General features: G+C 71.6%; 12 protein-coding genes and 1 pseudogene. 6 read left to right on the top strand and 7 right to left on the bottom strand.

The genetic code is table 11. The annotated features are described in order from the left end of the window. Positions 1–119 precede the first annotated feature (119 nt). The 3 genes and pseudogenes from opcA to AC3ET3_RS26580 all read right to left on the bottom strand — a co-directional run. Positions 120–1,055 (bottom strand): glucose-6-phosphate dehydrogenase assembly protein OpcA, encoded by a 936-nt coding sequence (opcA, locus tag AC3ET3_RS26590; protein WP_432138808.1) that lies wholly within the window; start codon positions 1,053–1,055, stop codon positions 120–122. Further along, positions 1,052–2,587 (bottom strand): glucose-6-phosphate dehydrogenase, encoded by a 1,536-nt coding sequence (zwf, locus tag AC3ET3_RS26585; RefSeq protein ID WP_435613013.1) that lies wholly within the window; start codon positions 2,585–2,587, stop codon positions 1,052–1,054. The genes opcA and zwf overlap by 4 nt, the downstream gene beginning before the upstream one ends. Before the next feature lie 278 nt (positions 2,588–2,865). Then, positions 2,866–3,201, bottom strand: a pseudogene (locus AC3ET3_RS26580) (transketolase); the annotation flags it as partial. Between the two features lie 189 nt (positions 3,202–3,390). Here AC3ET3_RS26580 and AC3ET3_RS26575 point away from each other — a divergent pair. Next, complete coding sequence (locus AC3ET3_RS26575) at positions 3,391–4,281, top strand: helix-turn-helix domain-containing protein (RefSeq protein WP_432138806.1); 891 nt, start codon at positions 3,391–3,393, stop codon at positions 4,279–4,281. Positions 4,282–4,451: 170 nt separating this feature from the next. On the opposite strand, the gene AC3ET3_RS26570 is transcribed toward AC3ET3_RS26575, so the two are convergent. After that, positions 4,452–5,846: a glycoside hydrolase family 16 protein gene (locus AC3ET3_RS26570; RefSeq protein WP_435613012.1), complete on the bottom strand. Its 1,395-nt coding sequence runs from the start codon at positions 5,844–5,846 to the stop codon at positions 4,452–4,454. A gap of 367 nt (positions 5,847–6,213) precedes the next feature. Here AC3ET3_RS26570 and AC3ET3_RS26565 point away from each other — a divergent pair, with 367 nt between their 5' ends. Then, complete coding sequence (locus tag AC3ET3_RS26565) at positions 6,214–6,783, top strand: GNAT family N-acetyltransferase (protein WP_435613015.1); 570 nt, start codon at positions 6,214–6,216, stop codon at positions 6,781–6,783. Positions 6,784–6,896: 113 nt separating this feature from the next. Here AC3ET3_RS26565 and AC3ET3_RS26560 read toward each other — a convergent pair whose 3' ends face one another. Next, a complete protein-coding gene (locus AC3ET3_RS26560) occupies positions 6,897–7,763 on the bottom strand; it encodes an endonuclease/exonuclease/phosphatase family protein (protein ID WP_432138804.1) in 867 nt (288 codons plus the stop codon). A gap of 530 nt (positions 7,764–8,293) precedes the next feature. Between AC3ET3_RS26560 and AC3ET3_RS26555 the strand changes: the two genes are divergently transcribed. Both AC3ET3_RS26555 and AC3ET3_RS26550 read left to right on the top strand, forming a co-directional pair. After that, positions 8,294–9,634 carry a 6-phospho-beta-glucosidase gene (locus tag AC3ET3_RS26555; RefSeq protein WP_432138803.1) on the top strand — a complete coding sequence of 447 codons (1,341 nt, stop codon included), beginning with the start codon at positions 8,294–8,296 and terminating at the stop codon, positions 9,632–9,634. Positions 9,635–9,740: 106 nt separating this feature from the next. Continuing rightward, positions 9,741–12,842, top strand: coding sequence for an alpha-mannosidase (locus AC3ET3_RS26550; RefSeq protein WP_432158735.1), 3,102 nt, complete (start codon positions 9,741–9,743; stop codon positions 12,840–12,842). A gap of 78 nt (positions 12,843–12,920) precedes the next feature. On the opposite strand, the gene AC3ET3_RS26545 is transcribed toward AC3ET3_RS26550, so the two are convergent. Together AC3ET3_RS26545 and AC3ET3_RS26540 are read right to left on the bottom strand one after the other, a co-directional pair. After that, positions 12,921–14,615, bottom strand: coding sequence for a carbohydrate binding domain-containing protein (locus tag AC3ET3_RS26545; protein ID WP_435613011.1), 1,695 nt, complete (start codon positions 14,613–14,615; stop codon positions 12,921–12,923). 167 nt (positions 14,616–14,782) lie between these two features. After that, positions 14,783–15,898 carry an ATP-grasp domain-containing protein gene (locus AC3ET3_RS26540; protein ID WP_435613010.1) on the bottom strand — a complete coding sequence of 372 codons (1,116 nt, stop codon included), beginning with the start codon at positions 15,896–15,898 and terminating at the stop codon, positions 14,783–14,785. Between the two features lie 368 nt (positions 15,899–16,266). On the opposite strand from AC3ET3_RS26540, the gene AC3ET3_RS26535 reads away from it, so the two are divergent. Continuing rightward, complete coding sequence (locus AC3ET3_RS26535) at positions 16,267–17,121, top strand: metallophosphoesterase family protein (protein ID WP_432138799.1); 855 nt, start codon at positions 16,267–16,269, stop codon at positions 17,119–17,121. Next, positions 17,118–17,840 (top strand): 4'-phosphopantetheinyl transferase family protein, encoded by a 723-nt coding sequence (locus AC3ET3_RS26530; protein ID WP_432138798.1) that lies wholly within the window; start codon positions 17,118–17,120, stop codon positions 17,838–17,840. The genes AC3ET3_RS26535 and AC3ET3_RS26530 overlap by 4 nt, the downstream gene beginning before the upstream one ends. The last annotated feature ends 22 nt before the right edge of the window (positions 17,841–17,862 follow it).

Genomic DNA, 17,862 nt, shown 5'->3' with positions numbered 1-17,862 from the left:
GGACGTACCGCTCCGCGCGCCCGGGGTCCTTCTCGAACAACTCGCGCAGATGGGTGTCCCACTGGGCGCGGTGGTCCGCCAGCGCGGTCCACTCGGGCCGCCGGGTGAGCACAGGGGTGTCAGACATGTGCGGCAGTCTCCTTGGTGCCGTCGCCCCGCAGGGCGATGGCGTACATCTCGTCGGCGTCCAGGCGCCTGAGTTCCTCGGCGATGAGTTCGGAGGTGGGACGCACCTTCAGGGCGAGGGTGCGGGAGGGCTGGCCCGGCAGGGAGAGCGTGGCCAGGGGGCCTTCGGGACGGTCGATGACGATCTCCCCGTCGGTGGTGCCGAGGCGGACGGCCGTGACGACCGGACCGGCCGTGGTCACCCGCTCGACCGGCACGCCGAGCCGGGCGTGCAGCCAGCGCGCGAGCAGCTCGGCGCTGGGGTTCTCGGCCTCGCTCTCGACGGCCGCGGACGTGATCCGCATCCGGGCCTGGTCCAGCGCGGCGGCCAGCATCGAGCGCCACGGCGTCAGCCGGGTCCAGGCGAGGTCGGTGTCGCCGGGTGAGTAGGAGGCGACCCGGGTCTCCAGGGCGTGCAGCGGATGCTCGACCGCGTACATGTCGGTGATCCTGCGCTGCGCCAGGGCGCCCAGCGGGTCCTTGGCCGGGTGGGCGGGCGCGTCCACCGGCCACCACACCACGACCGGCGCGTCCGGCAGCAGCAGCGGCAGGACGACCGAGTCGGCGTGTTCGGACACCTCGCCGTACATCCGCAGCAGCACCGTCTCCCCCGTACCGGCGTCGGAGCCGATGCGGACCTCGGCGTCGAGGTGGGAGTGGGTGCGGTCGCGCGGGGTGCGGGCGTGCCGCTTGATGACGACCAGGGTGCGCGAGGGGTGCTCGTGCGAGGCGTCCTCGGCCGCCTTGATCGCGTCGTAGGCGTTCTCCTCGTCGGTGACGATCACCATCGTCAGGACCATGCCCACGGCGGGCGTGCCGAGGGCGCGGCGGCCCTGCACCAGCGCCTTGTTGATCTTGCTTGCCGTGGTGTCGGTCAGATCGATCTTCATGGCCTGCGCCAGCTCCGTCCGTCTCGTGCGAGCATCTCGTCCGCCTCCTCGGGTCCCCAGCTCCCCGACGCGTACCGGGCCGGCCGGCCGTGGCTCGCCCAGTACTCCTCGATCGGGTCGAGGATCTTCCAGGACTCTTCCACTTCCTGGTGGCGCGGGAACAGGTTGGCGTCGCCGAGCAGCACGTCCAGGATGAGGCGTTCGTAGGCCTCCGGGCTGGACTCCGTGAAGGACTCGCCGTACGCGAAGTCCATCGTGACGTCCCGGATCTCCATGGAGGTGCCGGGCACCTTGGAGCCGAAGCGCACGGTCATGCCCTCGTCCGGCTGGACGCGGATGACGATCGCGTTGGCGCCCAGCTCCTCGGTGGCGGTGGAGTCGAAGGGGGAGTGCGGCGCCCGCTGGAAGACGACCGCGATCTCCGTGACCCGTCGGCCGAGCCGCTTGCCGGTGCGCAGGTAGAAGGGGACGCCCGCCCACCGCCGGTTGTCCACGTTCAGCTTGATCGCCGCATACGTGTCCGTGGTGGACGCCGGGTCGATGCCCTCCTCCTGGAGGTAGCCGGGCACCCGTGCGCCGCCCTGCCAGCCGGCCGCGTACTGTCCGCGCACGCTGTGCGCCCCCAGGTCCTGCGGCAGCTTGACCGCCTTGAGCACCTTCAGCTTCTCGGTGAGCAGCGAGCCCGCGTCGAAGGAGGCGGGCTCCTCCATGGCGGTCAGCGCCATCAGCTGCAACAGGTGGTTCTGGATGACGTCCCGCGCGGAGCCGATGCCGTCGTAGTAGCCGGCCCGGCCGCCGATGCCGATGTCCTCGGCCATGGTGATCTGCACGTGGTCCACGAAGGACCGGTTCCAGATCGGCTCGAACATCGTGTTGGCGAAGCGCAGCGCCAGGATGTTCTGGACGGTCTCCTTGCCCAGGTAGTGGTCGATCCGGAACACCTGGTCCGGGTCGAACACCTCGTGCACGATGGCGTTCAGCCGGCGCGCGCTGGTGAGGTCGTGCCCGAACGGCTTCTCGATGACCGCCCGCCGCCAGGCCCCCTTCGGGGCGTCCGCCAGCCCGTACTTCTTCAGCTGCTGGACGACCTTCGGGAAGAACTTGGGCGGCACCGAGAGGTAGAAGGCGTAGTTGCCGCTGGTGCCGCGGGCCGCGTCCAGCTCGTCGACGGTCTGGCGCAGCTGCTTGAAGGCCGTGTCGTCGTCGAAGTCGCCGGGGATGAAGCGCATGCCCTGGGCGAGCTGCTGCCACACCTCCTCCTGGAAGGGCGTACGGGCGTGCTCGCGCACCGCGTCGTGGACGACCTGGGCGAAGTCCTGGTCCTCCCAGTCGCGGCGGGCGAACCCGACGAGCGAGAAGCCCGGCGGCAGCAGGCCGCGGTTGGCCAGGTCGTACACGGCCGGCATCAGCTTCTTGCGGGACAGGTCACCGGTGACCCCGAAGATGACCAGCCCGGACGGGCCGGCGATCCGCGGGAGGCGCCGGTCGCGCTCGTCCCGCAGCGGGTTGTCCCACACCGGTGTGGTGGTCATTCCGCGTCAACTCCCTCGCTGTCGGTGCCGGCCGCCCCGCCGCCGTGCGACGCGGCGACCGCGTCCAGCAGGTCCTGCCAGGCCGTCTCGGACTTGGTGACACCCTCGTCCTCCAGGAGTGCCACGACCTGGTCGTACGACACCCCCTGCGCCGCAACGGCGTCCAGGGTGGCTTCCGGCATCGTGCTGACGGTGCCGGGGACGCCCCGTTCGCCCACGTACAGGGTGTCCTTGTACGGCCTCGTCGACCGTGAGGCCCCGCACGCCGCGGTCGGCGAGCTGTTCCGGGTGCGGAACGCCCGCAGGCCGCCGAGGTCCGGCCGGTCCGGCCGGTCCAGCTCGTACCCCGCGAGGAAGAGCTGGGTGTACAGCGTCAGCGAGGTGTGGCCGGGGGAGAGGACGAAGTGGTCACGGCCGGTCCGCTCCGGGTCGGCGGGATCATGCCGCATCACCTTTTGAAAGATCGTGTACGCGGCCGGAGAGAGGCTCATCGGCCTGCCCGGGTGACCGTTGCCGGCCGGCTGTACGGCGTCCACCGGCGGCAGACGGGTGGTGTCGACGGCACGCCGGTCGAGTGCGGTGCACTCGGTGGTGTCGGCCGGGCGCGTGCTCATCTGAAAGCAGTTCCTTCAAAAGGTCATGGAAAGCAGTGCTTCTACTGGTCAAACGCGTTCGACCTTAAAAGTCTGACTTTTAAGGCGGAAGGGCGGGGTGTGTCAGCCTGTGGTGAAAGTGGGACACCCCCGCACCCGGACCGCCCACCCTGAGCGGCGCGGGCGACAGAAGAGCGGCACGAGTTGGACATGACAGGCAGAACGGAATCCGAGCGGCCCCGGGCGGACATCCGGACGTTCGCGTTCCCGGCGGACCTCAGCGTCGGCGGCGTGGGCATGCAGATCGGCCCCATGGGCACCGGCCGCGTCTGGCACGCCGACGCGGCGCTGGACCGTGTCCACCGCATCGACTTCCACGTCGTGATGCTCTTCGCCGAGGGGCCCGTCCGGCACATGGTCGACTTCGCGGAGTACGAGGCGACGGCCGGCGACCTGTTGTGGATCCGCCCCGGTCAGGTACACCGCTTCTCGCCCGTCAGCGAGTACCGGGGAACCGTACTGACCATGCAGCCCGGCTTCCTGCCCCGTTCCACCGTCGAGGCCACCGGCCTCTACCGCTACGACCTGCCGCCCCTGCTGCGCCCCGACCCCGACCAACTCGCGGCGCTGCGGGCGGCGCTGACGCACCTGCGGCAGGAGTACGAGGACGCCACGACCCTGCCGCTCAGCCTGCACGCGGCCGTCCTGCGCCACTGTCTGACCGCGTTCCTGCTGCGCCTCGCCCACCTCGCGGCGCGCTCGGGGCAGGCGGAACGGCCCGCCGACACCACCTTCACCCTGTTCCGGGAGGCGGTGGAGAAGGACTTCGCCGTCACCCACAGCGTCAGCGCCTACGCCGACGCGCTGGGCTACTCCCGGCGCACCCTCGTGCGCGCGGTGCGCGCCGCGACCGGGCTGACCCCGAAGGCGTTCATCGACAAGCGCGTCGTACTGGAGGCCAAGCGCCTCCTCGCCCACACCGACCTGCCCATCGGCCGGGTGGGCGCCGCGGTCGGCTTCCGCGACCCGGCGAACTTCTCCAAGTACTTCCTCCTGCACACGGATCTGACACCGGCGGCATTCCGCGCCGAGGTGCGCTGAAGGGTGCTGACGTGTACTGAGGTGCGCGGGGACGCCAGCGGGACGCCAGCGGGGTCACCCCGGGACAGCCTGCGGCGTCCTGGGGTGATCCCATGCGGCCTCCTGGGGCGGCCCGTGCGGCGCTTCCGGGCGGCCCGTGCGGCGCTTCCGGGCGGCCCGTGAGCGCGGGCTCAGCGGCCGAAGGTGAACCAGTTGACGTTCAGGAAGTCCGACGGCTGGCCGCTGGTGAACGTCAGATAGACGTCGTGCGTGCCGGACACCGCGGTGATGTTCGCCGGAACGGTCCGCCACGACTGCCAGCCGCCCGTGTTCCCCACCGCGAAACTGCCGACGGGCGGGTTGCCGCGGCTGTCCAGGCGTACCTCGACCAGGCCGCTCACCCCCGCGGCAGCGCCGCTCGCCACCCGGGCGGAGAACTGGGTCGCCGGTGTGGAGCCGAAGTTCACCCCCCGGTACAGCGCCCAGTCGCCGCCGGCGATCCAGCCGATGTTCTGGCCGCCGCCGCTGTCGGAGGTGGTCTCGGTGCCGATCCCGGACTGGCCGTCGAAGGACTCCGCCTGGAGGGTGCCGTAGGCGTCGCGGCCGCCGGTCGGCGGGGGAGTGGTGCCGCCGCCGGACGACAGTACGCGGACGTAGTCGACGACCATCGGGTGGCCGGGCTGGGTGCCGCCGTCGGGACCGCCGCCGAAGGCGTCCGGGAAGCCGCCGCCCATCGCCACGTTGAGGATGACGAAGAACCCGTGGTCGGTGGCGTTGCGCCAGGTCGTCGCGTCGACCTGGTCGGCCCGCACGGTGTGGTAGTGGGTGTTGTCGACGTAGAAGCGGATCTGCTCCGGGCTGGTGGAGCGGTCCCACTCCATGCCGTAGGTGTGGAAGCCGGCCTGGCAGGTGGTGCCGGGGCAGGCGGTGGAGGAGCCGATGCCGCTGGTCTCGTTGCAGGGGCCGCCGGGCGAGGTGCCGCAGTGCATGGTCGCCCAGACCGTGTTCAGGCCCTGGGTGTTCTCCATGATGTCCAGCTCGCCCACGCCCGGCCAGTTCCAGTAGTTGCCGCGGTAGGGGGCGCCCAGCATCCAGAACGCCGGCCAGTAGCCCTTCGCGGCGGCGCCGGTGACGTTCGGCACCTGTATGCGGGCCTCCACACGCAGCTTGCCGCCCGCCGGGGGCTGGAAGTCGGTGCGGTTGGTCTCGATCCGGCCGGAGGTCCACCGGCCGGCCGCGTCCCGGCGCGGGGTGATGCGCAGGTTGCCGTTGCCGTCGAGGGAGACGTTGTCGGTGGCGCTGGTCATCGTCTCGATCTCACCGGTGCCCCAGTTGGCGGCGCCACCGGGATAACCGGTGCCGGTCGCGTACCGCCAGCGGGAGGTGTCGACACCGCTGCCCGCGGGGCCGTCGAACTCGTCCAGGAAGACCTGGTTCCAGCCCGACGGGGCCGGTGGGGCGGAGGCGTTGGCGGCCGGGGTGACGACCGCGGCGGCGGCCGCCGCCAGACCGAGCGTGCCGAGCACGGCGACGAACGCCCGCCGCACGGAGCGTCGTCGGTGGGGTGTTCCGGAGGGTCCACTCATGGCAGGTGCTGCCTCTCGGGTACGGGGTGTGGGGTGCGGGGTGCCGCCGAGGGCGCTGTGAGAGCGCTCTCACGGTGCGGCCAATGTGCTCCCCGGTACCGCGACCGTCAAGAGTTAAAACAGAGAAAGTCCGTACCTGCCGCGGGAGTTCACCCCCTGAAGTCGGCAAAGGCGGCGAAGCGCACCGGTGGTGACCTCCAGGAGGAGCGTGGGTCAGTTGGCGACTGCTGGAAATACCCCGCATCAAGCTCAGATCGTGCTGAGAGACGGCTGCCGGGCGCTGCTCTGGAAAAGGCGTGGTTGCCGGGCAGTCGTGATGCGAAAATCAGTCCGCAACTTGATCCACATCCGCGTCCCGGAGGTCCGCATGGACGTCGCCTCGCTGCTGCCGTTGACCACGGCCCGGTTGTCGCTGCGTCTGTTCACTCCCGGCGACGCCGACGACCTGTACGCCTACCAGAGCCTGCCGGGCGTGGCGCGCTACTTGTACCGGCCGGCGCACACGCGTGAGCGCAGCGAGCAGGTCGCCGCCGAGCGCGCGGCGCAGACGGCCTGGCGCGCCGACGGGGACAAGCTGGCGCTCGCCGTCTGCCGACGCGACGAGCCCGGCGTCCTTGGCGAGGTGAGCCTCGCCCTGGCCGATGCCCGCGCCGCCCAGGCCGAGATCGGCTGGACTCTCGCCCCGGGTCACCAGGGGCACGGCTACGCGACCGAGGCGGCCGCGGCACTGGCCGGGTTTGCCTTCGACACGCTGGGCGTGCACCGGCTCTACGCACGGCTGGACGTGGAGAACACCGGGTCTGTGCGGGTCTGCGAGCGCCTCGGGATGCGCCGGGAGGCGCACCTGGTCGAGAACGACCTCGACGGGGATCGCTGGGGCAGCGAGTACATCTACGCGGCGCTGTCCGCGGATCTCGGCAGTCGACCAGGTCACTGAGCTCACCGGCCGCCTCCTGTCGGGACATCTGGCCTGATGTGTGGCCGAACTGGTCGACGAGGCGCTTCCAGTCAGTTCGACGCTGTGCGATCGGTGCTCGCCGCACGGACGGTTCAGGGCCGCCCACCGCCGGGATCGGGGGTGGTGACGCTCACATCGGTCCGCAGCAGGTGGTGGTCCGAGTACGCGCTCTCACGCACCCGGTGCGCCAGCGGAACGACACCGCGCAGGAACACGTAGTCGAACTTGCTCTGCCAGTCGGTCGTCGGTTCGCACCCGCCGACGGACGGCGGGTGGCACCGCGAGGCCGTGTCCGCGGCCAGCGCCCACATCGGGGCGAGTTCGGGGGCGTCAGGAACCGCGTTGAAGTCGCCGAGCACGATCGCGCGCTCGTGCCGCGCGACCACCGCCGCGAGCACGCGGACCTGCTCGGCCCGGACGGCCTCCTGACGCCGTTCGGCGAGATGGGTGTTGAAGACCCGTACGGACCGGCCGTCCACGGTGGTGGTCACCGCCATGTACCCGCGGTCCTCGGATCCGCCGTCGGGGTACTCGACGGCGACCCGGTCGGTCATCGGTGCCGCCGAGAGGAGCGCCTGGCCGTAGGCTCCCGGGTTCCACGGCACTCCCCCGCAGCGGCCCCAGTCGCGCAGGACCGTCCCGTACGCGACGTGGTAGACCAGGCCATGGCGGCGTGCCAGGTAGTCCCGGATCCGCTCGACATCGGCCACGCAGGCTTCCTGCAGGCCGATGACCTGGGGCGCCTGGGCGGCGATCTCCGCGGCCTGGTGTGCGTCGCTCTCGTCGCAGGGATTGCAGATGTTCCACGTCAGGACCCTGTTCGCCACGACGTCCCTGGAGGCTTCGCCGGGCCGGGACCCGGCGGATCCGCTCCCGCCGCGCGCGCCGGAACCGACCAGCACCAGGCAGGCCACGGCCAGGGCGCCGACGAGCCAGCGCGCGCCTCTGGTCAGCATCATCGCCTCCTCGTCGAGAGCAACCCGGATGCTCCGGACCCCCGGATGCCCCGGCTGACCCGGCGCCTGCCCCACCCCTCGCGGCAGTACGTGATCGTCTCACCGGATGGTGCACCGAGGTAGCCCGCGACGGCAACCGTGCCGTCCGGGAAGCGGGACCGCTAGGCGAGGCCGCCGACGCGACAGCGGGGGGCGGTGCTGGCGGCGGTCGGCGACGGCCACGGCGATGGCGGCCACGGCGGCGATGTGAGGGAAGCCGGACGGTCACGGCCGCCCGCTACTCGTCCCGTCACGTCCCGTCCCGTCTCGTCCCGTCTCGTCCCGTCTCGTCCCGTCCCGTCCCGTCCCGGTCCGGTCCGGTCCGGGCCGGTCCAGGCCGGGCTCCGCCGTAGTGTTCACTGCGGGCCGGCTCGTCACGAGGCAGACCGCCGGGGGTCGGCCCGGGGCAGGGCAGTTCACTCCCAACCGGCCCGGCGCACGGCTGCCGGCCGGACGATCGCGGGACGGTTCGGTTCCGACAGGAAGGCGGAGACGTGAGGCTGACGATTCTGGGCGGAGGCGGGTTCCGGGTGCCGCTGGTGTACGGGGCGCTGCTGGCGGACCGGGGGGCGGGGCGAGTGACGCGGGTCGTTCTGCACGATCTGGACGACAGTCGACTGTATGCGGTGGCCCGTGTACTGGCGGAACAGGCGGTCGGAGTTCCCGACGCCCCCGAGGTGGCGACCACCACCGACCTCGACGAGGCCCTGCGCGGCGCGGACTTCGTCTTCTCCGCCATCCGCGTCGGCGGGCTGGAGGGCCGCGCCGACGACGAGCGGGTGGCCCTGGCCGAGGGCGTCCTCGGCCAGGAGACCGTCGGCGCCGGTGGCGTCGCCTACGGGCTGCGCACCGTCCCGGTCGCCGTCGACATCGCGCGCCGCGTCGCCCGCCTCGCTCCCGACGCCTGGGTCATCAACTTCACCAACCCGGCCGGACTGGTCACCGAGGCCATGTCCCGCCATCTCGGCGACCGCGTCATCGGGATCTGCGACTCACCGGTCGGCCTCGGCCGCCGCATCGCCCGGGTGCTCGGCGCGAACGACCCCGGCGAGGCGTGGATCGACTACGTCGGCCTCAACCACCTCGGCTGGGTGCGCGGCCTGCGCATCGCCGGCCGGGACGAGCTGCCCCGACTGCTCGCGGACCGGGAACTGCTCGGCTCCTTCGAGGAGGGCCGGCTGTTCGGCGCCGACTGGCTGCGGTCGCTGGGGGCGATTCCCAACGAATACCTGCACTACTACTACTTCAACCGCGAGACGGTGCACGCCTACCAGGAGGCCGAACTGACCCGCGGCGCCTTCCTGCGCGACCAGCAGGCCCGCTTCTACGAGCAGGCCGGCCGCCCCGACGCCTCCGCCCTGGACCTGTGGGACCGCACCCGCGCCGAGCGCGAGGCCACCTACATGTCCGAGAACCGGGAGACGGCCGGCGCCGGCGAACGGGAGGCCGACGACCTCTCCGGCGGCTACGAGAAGGTGGCCCTCGCCCTGATGCGGGCCATCGCCCGCGACGAGCGGGCCACCCTGATCCTCAACGTCCGCAACCGGGGGACCCTGGCGGTCCTGGACGCCGACGCCGTCGTCGAGGTCCCCTGCCTGGTCGACGCCAACGGTGCCCACCCTCTCGCGGCCGATCCCCTGCCCGGCCATGCCACCGGGCTGGTCTGCGCGGTCAAGGCGGTGGAGCGGGAGGTGCTGGCCGCCGCCGAGTCCGGCTCCCGCGCGACGGCCGTGAAGGCCTTCGCGCTGCATCCGCTCGTCGACTCGGTGAACGTCGCGCACCGGCTGATGGAGGGGTACCGGGCCGTCCATCCGGGGCTGGCGTATCTTGGCTGAGCACCCAAGGGGGTAAGCGCTTTCCCCGAGGGTGCGCCCAGCCCCCTCCCTGGTGCTCGGCACGACCCTCACCGCCTCATCCTCTCTGGTCCCCCGGGAGACGCCCATGCACGACGAACGCCGCCGGATCGAGGAGCGCGTCGAGCGCCTCCACACCCAGCGCATCAGGCCCGCCATCCACGCCGCCCGGGTCCCCCTGACGATGACGGCGTGGCAGGCGCCGGGGGAGCCGGTGCCCTTCGCGGAGGCCGCCGCCGCCTCCTACGAGCCCTTCGTGACGGACACTCCGTGGGGGCCGCCGTGGGGCACGACCTGGTTCCGGATGCGCGGTACCGTTCCCGCCGGCTGGGCGGGCCGGCGGGTGGAGGCGGTGATCGACCTCGGCTTCGACGACGCCTGGCCGGGCAACCAGGCCGAGGCCCTGGTGCACCTGACGGACGGGACGCCCCTGAAAGCGGTCAACCCGCTCAACCAGTACGTGCCGGTCGGGAACCCGGCCGCCGGCGGTGAAGAGGTCGACTACCTGGTCGAGGCGGCGTCCAACCCCGACATACTGGCGCACGGCTTCGCACGGCCGACGCCACTCGGCGATGTACTGACCGCAGGCGACCGGCCACTGTATACGTTCCGCCGCGCCGATCTCGCCGTCCTCGACGAGGAGGTCTGGCACCTCGACCTCGACCTCCAGGTCCTGCGGGAACTGATGGCGGAACTGGCCGACCATGATCCGCGCCGCCACGAGATCGCGCACACCCTCGACCGGGCGATGGACCAGCTCGACCTCGACGACATCGCCGGCTCGGCGGCCGATGTCCGCGCCGTCCTCCGGCCCGCGCTCGCCAAGCCCGCCCACGCCAGCGCCCACGTCATCTCCGGCGTCGGCCACGCGCACATCGACTCCGCCTGGCTGTGGCCGATCCGCGAGACGAAGCGCAAGACGTCGCGGACCTTCTCCAACGTCACCGCGCTCGCCGAGGAGTATGAGGAGTTCGTCTTCGCCTGCTCGCAGGCCCAGCAGTACGAGTGGGTCCGCGACCACTACCCGCGGGTGTGGGCGCGCATCCGGGAATCGGTGGAGAAGGGCCAGTGGGCGCCGGTCGGCGGCATGTGGGTGGAGGCCGACGGCAACCTCCCCGGCGGCGAGGCCCTCGCCCGCCAGCTCGTCCACGGAAAGCGGTTCTTCCTGGAGCACTTCGGCATCGAGACCAAGGGCGTCTGGCTGCCCGACTCCTTCGGCTACAGCGCCGCCTACCCGCAGCTGGCCAGGCTGGCCGGCAACGAGTGGTTCCTCACTCAGAAGATCTCCTGGAACCAGACCAACCGGTTCCCGCACCACACCTTCTGGTGGGAGGGCATCGACGGCACCCGGATCTTCACCCACTTCCCGCCCATCGACACCTACAACGCCCGTTTCAGCGGCGCGGAGATGTCCCGTGCGGTGCGCAACTACGCGGAGAAGGGCGGCGCCACCCGCTCCCTTGCCCCCTTCGGCTGGGGCGACGGCGGCGGCGGCCCCACCCGGGAGATCATGGAGCGCGCCCGCCGCCTGAGGAACCTGGAGGGCTCGCCCCGGGTCGAGATCGAGCACCCCGACGCCTTCTTCGCCAAGGCCCGCGAGGAGTACCCCGACGCCCCGGTGTGGGTCGGCGAGCTGTACCTCGAGCTGCACCGCGCCACCTACACCTCCCAGGCCCGCACCAAGCAGGGCAACCGCCGCTCGGAACACCTGCTGCGCGAGGCCGAGCTGTGGGCGACCACCGCCGCCCTGCACGTGCCCGGCTACGGCTACCCGTACGAGAAGCTGGACCGCCTGTGGAAGACGGTCCTGCTCCACCAGTTCCACGACATCCTGCCGGGCTCCTCCATCGCCTGGGTGCACCGCGAGGCGGAGGCCGAGTACGCCAGGGTGGCCGCCGAACTGGCGGCGCTCACGGCCGAGGCGATCGCCGCCCTCGGTACCGGGAGCGGGCCGAGGGTGTTCAACACCAGCCCCTTCGACCGCGCCGAGGTGGTGCGCACCGCCGACGGCGCGCCGGTCTACACCCGGGTGCCCGCGAACGGCAGCGCGCCGCTCACCGCTACGGCCCAGGCGTCCCTGCCGGACGGCGCGGAGCCGCCGCGCCCGGTGACCGTGACCGGCGCGGGAAGGGTGCTGGACAACGGGCTGGTGCGGGTACAGGTGGCCGACGACGGCACACTGTCGTCCGTATACGACCTACGGGCGCAGCGCGAGGTTCTCGCCGCCCCCGGCAATCTTCTGCGCCTGCACACCGACCTCCCCAACCACTGGGACGCCTGGGACATCGACCAGCACTACCGCAACCGCTACACCGATCTCCTGGACGCCGAGTCGGTCACGGTGGTCGAGGACGGTCCGCTGGTCGCCGCGGTCCAGGTGAGGCGTGCCTTCGGAAAGGGTTCCTCGCTCACCCAGACGATCACCCTGCGCGCCGGCAGTCCCCGCGTCGACATCGCCACCGACCTCGACTGGCACGAGAGCGAGAAGATCCTCAAGGCGGCCTTCCCGGTGGACATCAGGGCACCGCACTCCTCGGCCGAGATCCAGTTCGGCCATGTCCAGCGGCCCACCCACACCAACACCACGTGGGAGGCGGCCCGTTTCGAGACCTGCGGCCACCGCTGGGTGCACCTCGCCGAACCCGGCTACGGCGTCGCCGTCCTCAATGACTCGACGTACGGCCACGACGTCTCCCGGACGGTCCGCGAGGACGGAGGCACGACCACCACCGTCCGGCTCAGTCTCGTCCGGGCCCCGCGCGTCCCGGACCCGGGGGCCGACCAGGGGCGGCACCACTTCACCTACGCACTGCTGCCCGGCGCGAGCATCGAGGACGCGGTCGCCGAGGGGTACGCCCTCAACCTCCCGCTGCGGGTGGCCGACGCGGCCGGCGCACCGGCACCGGTCGTCACGGTGGACGGCGCCGGCGTGACCGTCGAGGCGGTGAAGCTCGCCGACGACCGTTCCGGTGACGTCGTCGTACGGCTCTACGAATCGCGGGGCGGCCGTGCCCGAGCCACCCTGCGCACCGGGTTCCCGCTCGCCGGTGCCCGGGTGACGGACCTGCTGGAGCGCCCCTTGCAGGACGCGGACCTCGACGACGACCAGGCGGTGCCGGTCGCCCTGCGGCCCTTCCAGATCCTCACGCTCCGCCTGAAGCGGGCCGACGGGAGCAGTGGCACCGCCTGACCCCGCCGCACGAAACGGCCTCCCCCCGGTGCGAGGACCGGGGGGAGGCCGATGCCCTGTTCGGCGCGGCAGGCCGGGTCAGCCGGTGAAGCCGGCCGTGATGGAGGTGAACTGCCAGGTGCTCTGGCTGATGCCGGAGCAGTTGCTGGTCACCCCGCCGCCCGGGCACGGCCGGTCCCGGTTGACCGACCAGAAGGCGAGCCGGGCTATGTGGCGGGAGTTGGCCCAGTCGCGGATCTGGGTCCAGATCTGCGGCGTGGTGTTCTCCTGCTGGTCGGACAGGCCGTTCATGCCGGAGATGCCGATGTGGGCGTAGGCGGTGGCGTCGTCCCAGCCGAAGGTGGACTTCAGCTTGTTCTTCAGCCCCTCCGCAGCGTCCACCGTGTTGCCGTACATGTCGGAGCCGCCGCCGAAGTCGAACGGCATGATGGTGAACACGTCGATGTCGGCGCCGATCGACCTGGCCTGCTCGATCAGCCGGTTGCCGTAGTACGTCGGGCCGGTGGTCGAGGTGCCGAAGGTGACGATCGTCCTCAGGCCCGGGTTGTCGGCCTTGAGGATCTTCAGCGCGGTGAGGATCCTCGCCTGCACGGCCTCGTTCTCGAACTCGTCCGTGTTCTCGATGTCGAAGTCGACGGCCTTGAGGCCGTAGGCGTCGATCACCTTCTGGGTCGCCGCGGCGAGCGCGCTCGCCGAGGAGCAGTTGGCGCCGAGCTTGCTGCCCTGCCATCCGCCGAAGGACGGCACGATGTCACCGCCCGCGGCCCGGATCTGGTTGATCGCGTTCTGGTCGGCACCGCCGGTCAGCGGACGGCTGCCGTCCCAGGCCGGGTTGCAGCCACCGGAGTCCAGCACGAACGCCATGGTGAACCACTTGACACCGGTCGCGCTCATCACGGTGGACGGGTTCGGCGGGTCGCCCCAGCCCTCGTACAGATAGGGCGCGGCCTGCTTGAAGCCGCCGCCACCGCCGCCGCCCGCGTTCGTCGTGACGGTCAACGGGGCGGAGGCCGCCGAGGTGTTCCCGGCGGCGTCCCGCGCCCGGACGCTGAAGGTGTAGCCCGTGCTCGCGGCCAGCCCGCCGACGGTGGCACTCGTCCCGGACACGCTGAGCGCGCGGGTGGAACCGCGGTAGACGTCGTACGCCGTGACCCCGACGTTGTCCGACGAGGCGTTCCAGGACAGGGAGACGCTGGAGGAGGTCTTGCCGGTCGCGGTGAGGTTGCCCGGCGCGGTGGGCGCCTGGGTGTCGGAGCCGCCGCCCCCGCCACCGGGGCCGTCGAGACTGATGTCGTCGGCGTAATAGGTGCCCTGCGCGTACCAGCCGTGCACGTAGATGCGCGCGGTCGTCTGGAAGGCGCCCGTGGTGAAGGACACCGACAGCTTGCTGTACGACGACGGGGACGAGGTCCAGGTGGACGCGCCGCCGTCGACGCCGAGGTAGACGTAGCTGCCGCGCACCCAACCGCTCAGCGTGTAGGCGGTGTCGGGCTGGACGGAGATGGTCTGCCCGCACTTGGCGTTGTCGCTCGAGGTGGCCGCGCCCGCGAGCGCCTTGGCACCGCCGTGCACGGGGGAGGAGACGATCGAGCCGAGTTGGCCGCTGCAGGACCAGGGGGAGAGACCGCCCGACTCGAAGCCGGGGTTGGACAGGAGGTTGGCGGCCTGTGCGGTGCCGGGAAGGGCGACGGCACCGCCGAACGCGAGAGCGGCGGTGCCGAGCAGCGCGAGGAGTCGACGCAGGGGGCGTCCGGAGTGGGGTATGGGGCGCACACGATCTCCCTGGAAGGAGGGGGGTGTTCGGGAGTGCACGGAAGTGCGGAGTGGTGCGCAACCAAGTTGGTATGGACCAATCCGGCTGTCAAGCGAAAGTGCCGGATTGGTCCAAACCAGTGAGACGGCGGATCCACCGCCGGGACCGGCCGGAGTGGCGGGGCCGCTCAGATCGGCAGTACCTGCGCCGCCTCGGGCGATCCCACCGAGTGCACCGGCAGCATCGCCGCCGGTTCCTCGATCCGCTGCTGCGGCAGTGTTACCGGCCGCAGCGGTCGCGGCCCCGACACCACCGTGTAGTCCTGCCCCAGGAACGGAGGCTCGATCCTCCCCGGATCCTCGCCGAGCGCCAATCGCACAGCGGCCCAGGGGACGTTGACGCCGCACTGGGACAACTGGTGCAGCCCGCCGGCCGGCCGGGTGTTGACGTCCATCAGCACCGGCTGCTCGCCGTACATCCGGAACTGCACGTTGGACAGGTAGTGCAGGTCGAAGCCCTCGGCGATCCGGCGGGCCGGCTCCAGCCACTGTTCGTGCAGCGTGAAGCCGCGCCGACGCCCGTTCTTCGTGCGGCCGACGGCCAGCCGTACGACGCTGTCCGGGCCGGTGAGGCAGTCCACCGACACCTCCGGCTGCTCCAGCCGGGGCATGACCAGCCAGTCCACCGGCTCGTCGGCGCGGCGCAGCGCGTCCACGACGAGGTCCAGCTGGACGTAGGAGCTGGGGAAACCGGTGAGGTGCGTCAGCGAGAAGGGGGCTCGGGTGATCACCCGGAACCCGACCCCACCCGCACCCGACGCCGGCTTGAAGCACGCCTTGTGTCCGGCGTCCTCCAACTCCTCGACAGCCGACAGGAGTTCGTCGGCGGTACGCACCCGCCACCACGGCGGCACGGGCACCCCGATCGCCTGGACGGCCTCGTAGGCGATCACCTTGTCCTGGAAGACGGCGACGGCCTCCGGCGGCGGTGCCAGCACCGCGGTGCCGACCGCCTCGAACTCGGCGCGGTGCGCGACGACCGCCGACTGGTGCAGCCGGGGCACGAACACGTCGATGCGGCGGCGCCGGCACTGGGCGAGGGCGTACTCGACGTACCCGGCGGGGGAGAGGCCCTCCGGCTCCAGCTCCGCGGTGTCGGCGGCGGCCAGCACGGGGGAGTCCGGGTCGCCGTGGGTGGCATGGATCTCGACCGCGCGATCGCTGGGATTTCGGCGCAGCTGATCCATGAAGAACACGTTCTCCGCGTACGTGCGGTTGAGCCAGACGCGTACGCGAGAGACCATGCAGGCCGCCTTTCACGGTTCGCGGGCAGGGCGAAGCAGGCCCGGCCCGGGCAGGGAGGATGGAGGGACACCGAACCGCCCTGTGTGAAGGGAAGGGTCATGGCGGTGGTGTTGGGGCGATCATACGGCTTCCGGGGACGTGCCGTGCAACGCGTGGGTTACGGATTTTCCTTGTGCCGTCTGGCGTCTACGGGCTTCCGTATACAAGGTGCCGGATCCTGCATGCAGAGGACCGCATCCCGCATCCCGCCTTCCGTATCCCGCATTCTGAAGGCCGGACCCGCAATCCCGGATCAGAGAACTTGTATTTTGGATCCCGGCTTGATCCACCCTTGTCCCCCACCCTCCGCCTGTGTTGTCGTGGTGCGATGGTGACGGGGGAGGCCGGGCAACTGCTGGCCATCAGCGATCTGCACGTCTCGTACGCGGAGAACCGGGCTCTGGTCGAAGACATGCGGCCCCACTCCGAGCACGACTGGCTCCTCGTGGCGGGGGACGTCGCGGAGACCGTGGCGGACATCCGCTGGACGCTGAAGACCCTCGCGAGCCGTTTCCGCAAGGTCGTCTGGGCCCCCGGCAACCACGAGCTGTGGACGCACCGCAAGGACGCCGTCACCCTGCGCGGGGCCGAGCGCTACGCCCATCTGGTCGATCTCTGCCGCGACCTGGGCGTCACCACACCCGAGGACCCCTACCCGCTCTGGGAGGGCCCCGGCGGCCCGGTGGCGGTGGCGCCGCTCTTCCTGTTGTACGACTACTCGTTCCTGCCTCAGGGGTGCACGACCAAGGCCGAGGGGCTGGAGTACGCCCGCGGCACCGGTGTCGTCTGCAACGACGAGTACCTGCTGCACCCCGACCCCTACCCGTCCCGTGAGGACTGGTGCCGGGCCCGGGTCGCCGAGACCGAGCGCCGGCTCGCGGAACTGCCGGGCGACCTGCCCACGGTGCTGGTCAACCACTACCCGCTGCACCGGCATCCCACGGACGTGCTGTGGTACCCCGAGTTCGCCATGTGGTGCGGTACCCGGCTCACCACCGACTGGCACCGCAGGTTCCGCGTCGCCGCCATGGTCTACGGCCATCTCCACATCCCCCGCACGACCTTTCACGAGGGCGTCCGCTTCGAGGAGGTGTCGGTGGGATACCCCCGCGAGTGGCGCAAGCGCCCGGGACCGCCCGGCCGGCTGCGCCGGATCCTGCCCGCGGAGGTCGAGACCGAGTGATCGAGGAACTGCTGCCGGAACAGGTGGTCGCCGTGGAGGCGTACGGCACGGAGGCCGCCGACCAGTCGGCGGACGCGTCGCTGTACCCGGAGGAGGCGGCGCTGGTGCGCCAGGCGGTGCCCAAGCGGCGCCGGGAGTTCGCCGTCGTCCGCTCCTGTGCCCGGCGCGCCATGGAGAAGCTGGGCATCCCGCCGGGGCCGGTCCTGCCCGGTGAGCGGGGCGCGCCGCGCTGGCCGGACGGCCTGACCGGCAGCATGACCCACTGCGAGGGCTACTGCGCGGCCGCCCTGGTCCGCGCGACCGACCTGGTGTCGCTCGGTATCGACGCCGAACCGCATCGGCCGCTGCCGGACGGCGTCCTGGGGGAGGTCGCGCTGCCCACCGAGCTGCCGCGCCTGCGCCGGCTCGCCGCGGACCGGCCGGACCTGCACGGCGACCGGCTGCTGTTCAGCGCGAAGGAGTCCGTCTACAAGGCGTGGTTCCCGCTCACCCGGATGTGGCTGGACTTCTCCGAGGCAGACATCGAACTCACCGCGGCGCCCGTGGGCCCCGCGTCCGCCGGTCCGGTGTCCGGCGGGTCCGCGCACGGCACGCTCCGCGCCCGGCTGCTCGTGCCCGGCCCGGTGGTCGACGGCCGCCGCCTCACCCACTTCGAGGGCCGCTGGACGATCCAGCGGGGCCTGGTGGCCACGGCGATCACGGTGCCGCACACACTCTGAAGCCCCGCCGGAACCGTCCGGC

This window comes from Streptomyces sp. bgisy159, assembly GCF_057707805.1.
Note: the sequence above shows the minus strand (reverse complement) of the source record. Positions and strands in the feature narration are given on the sequence as shown.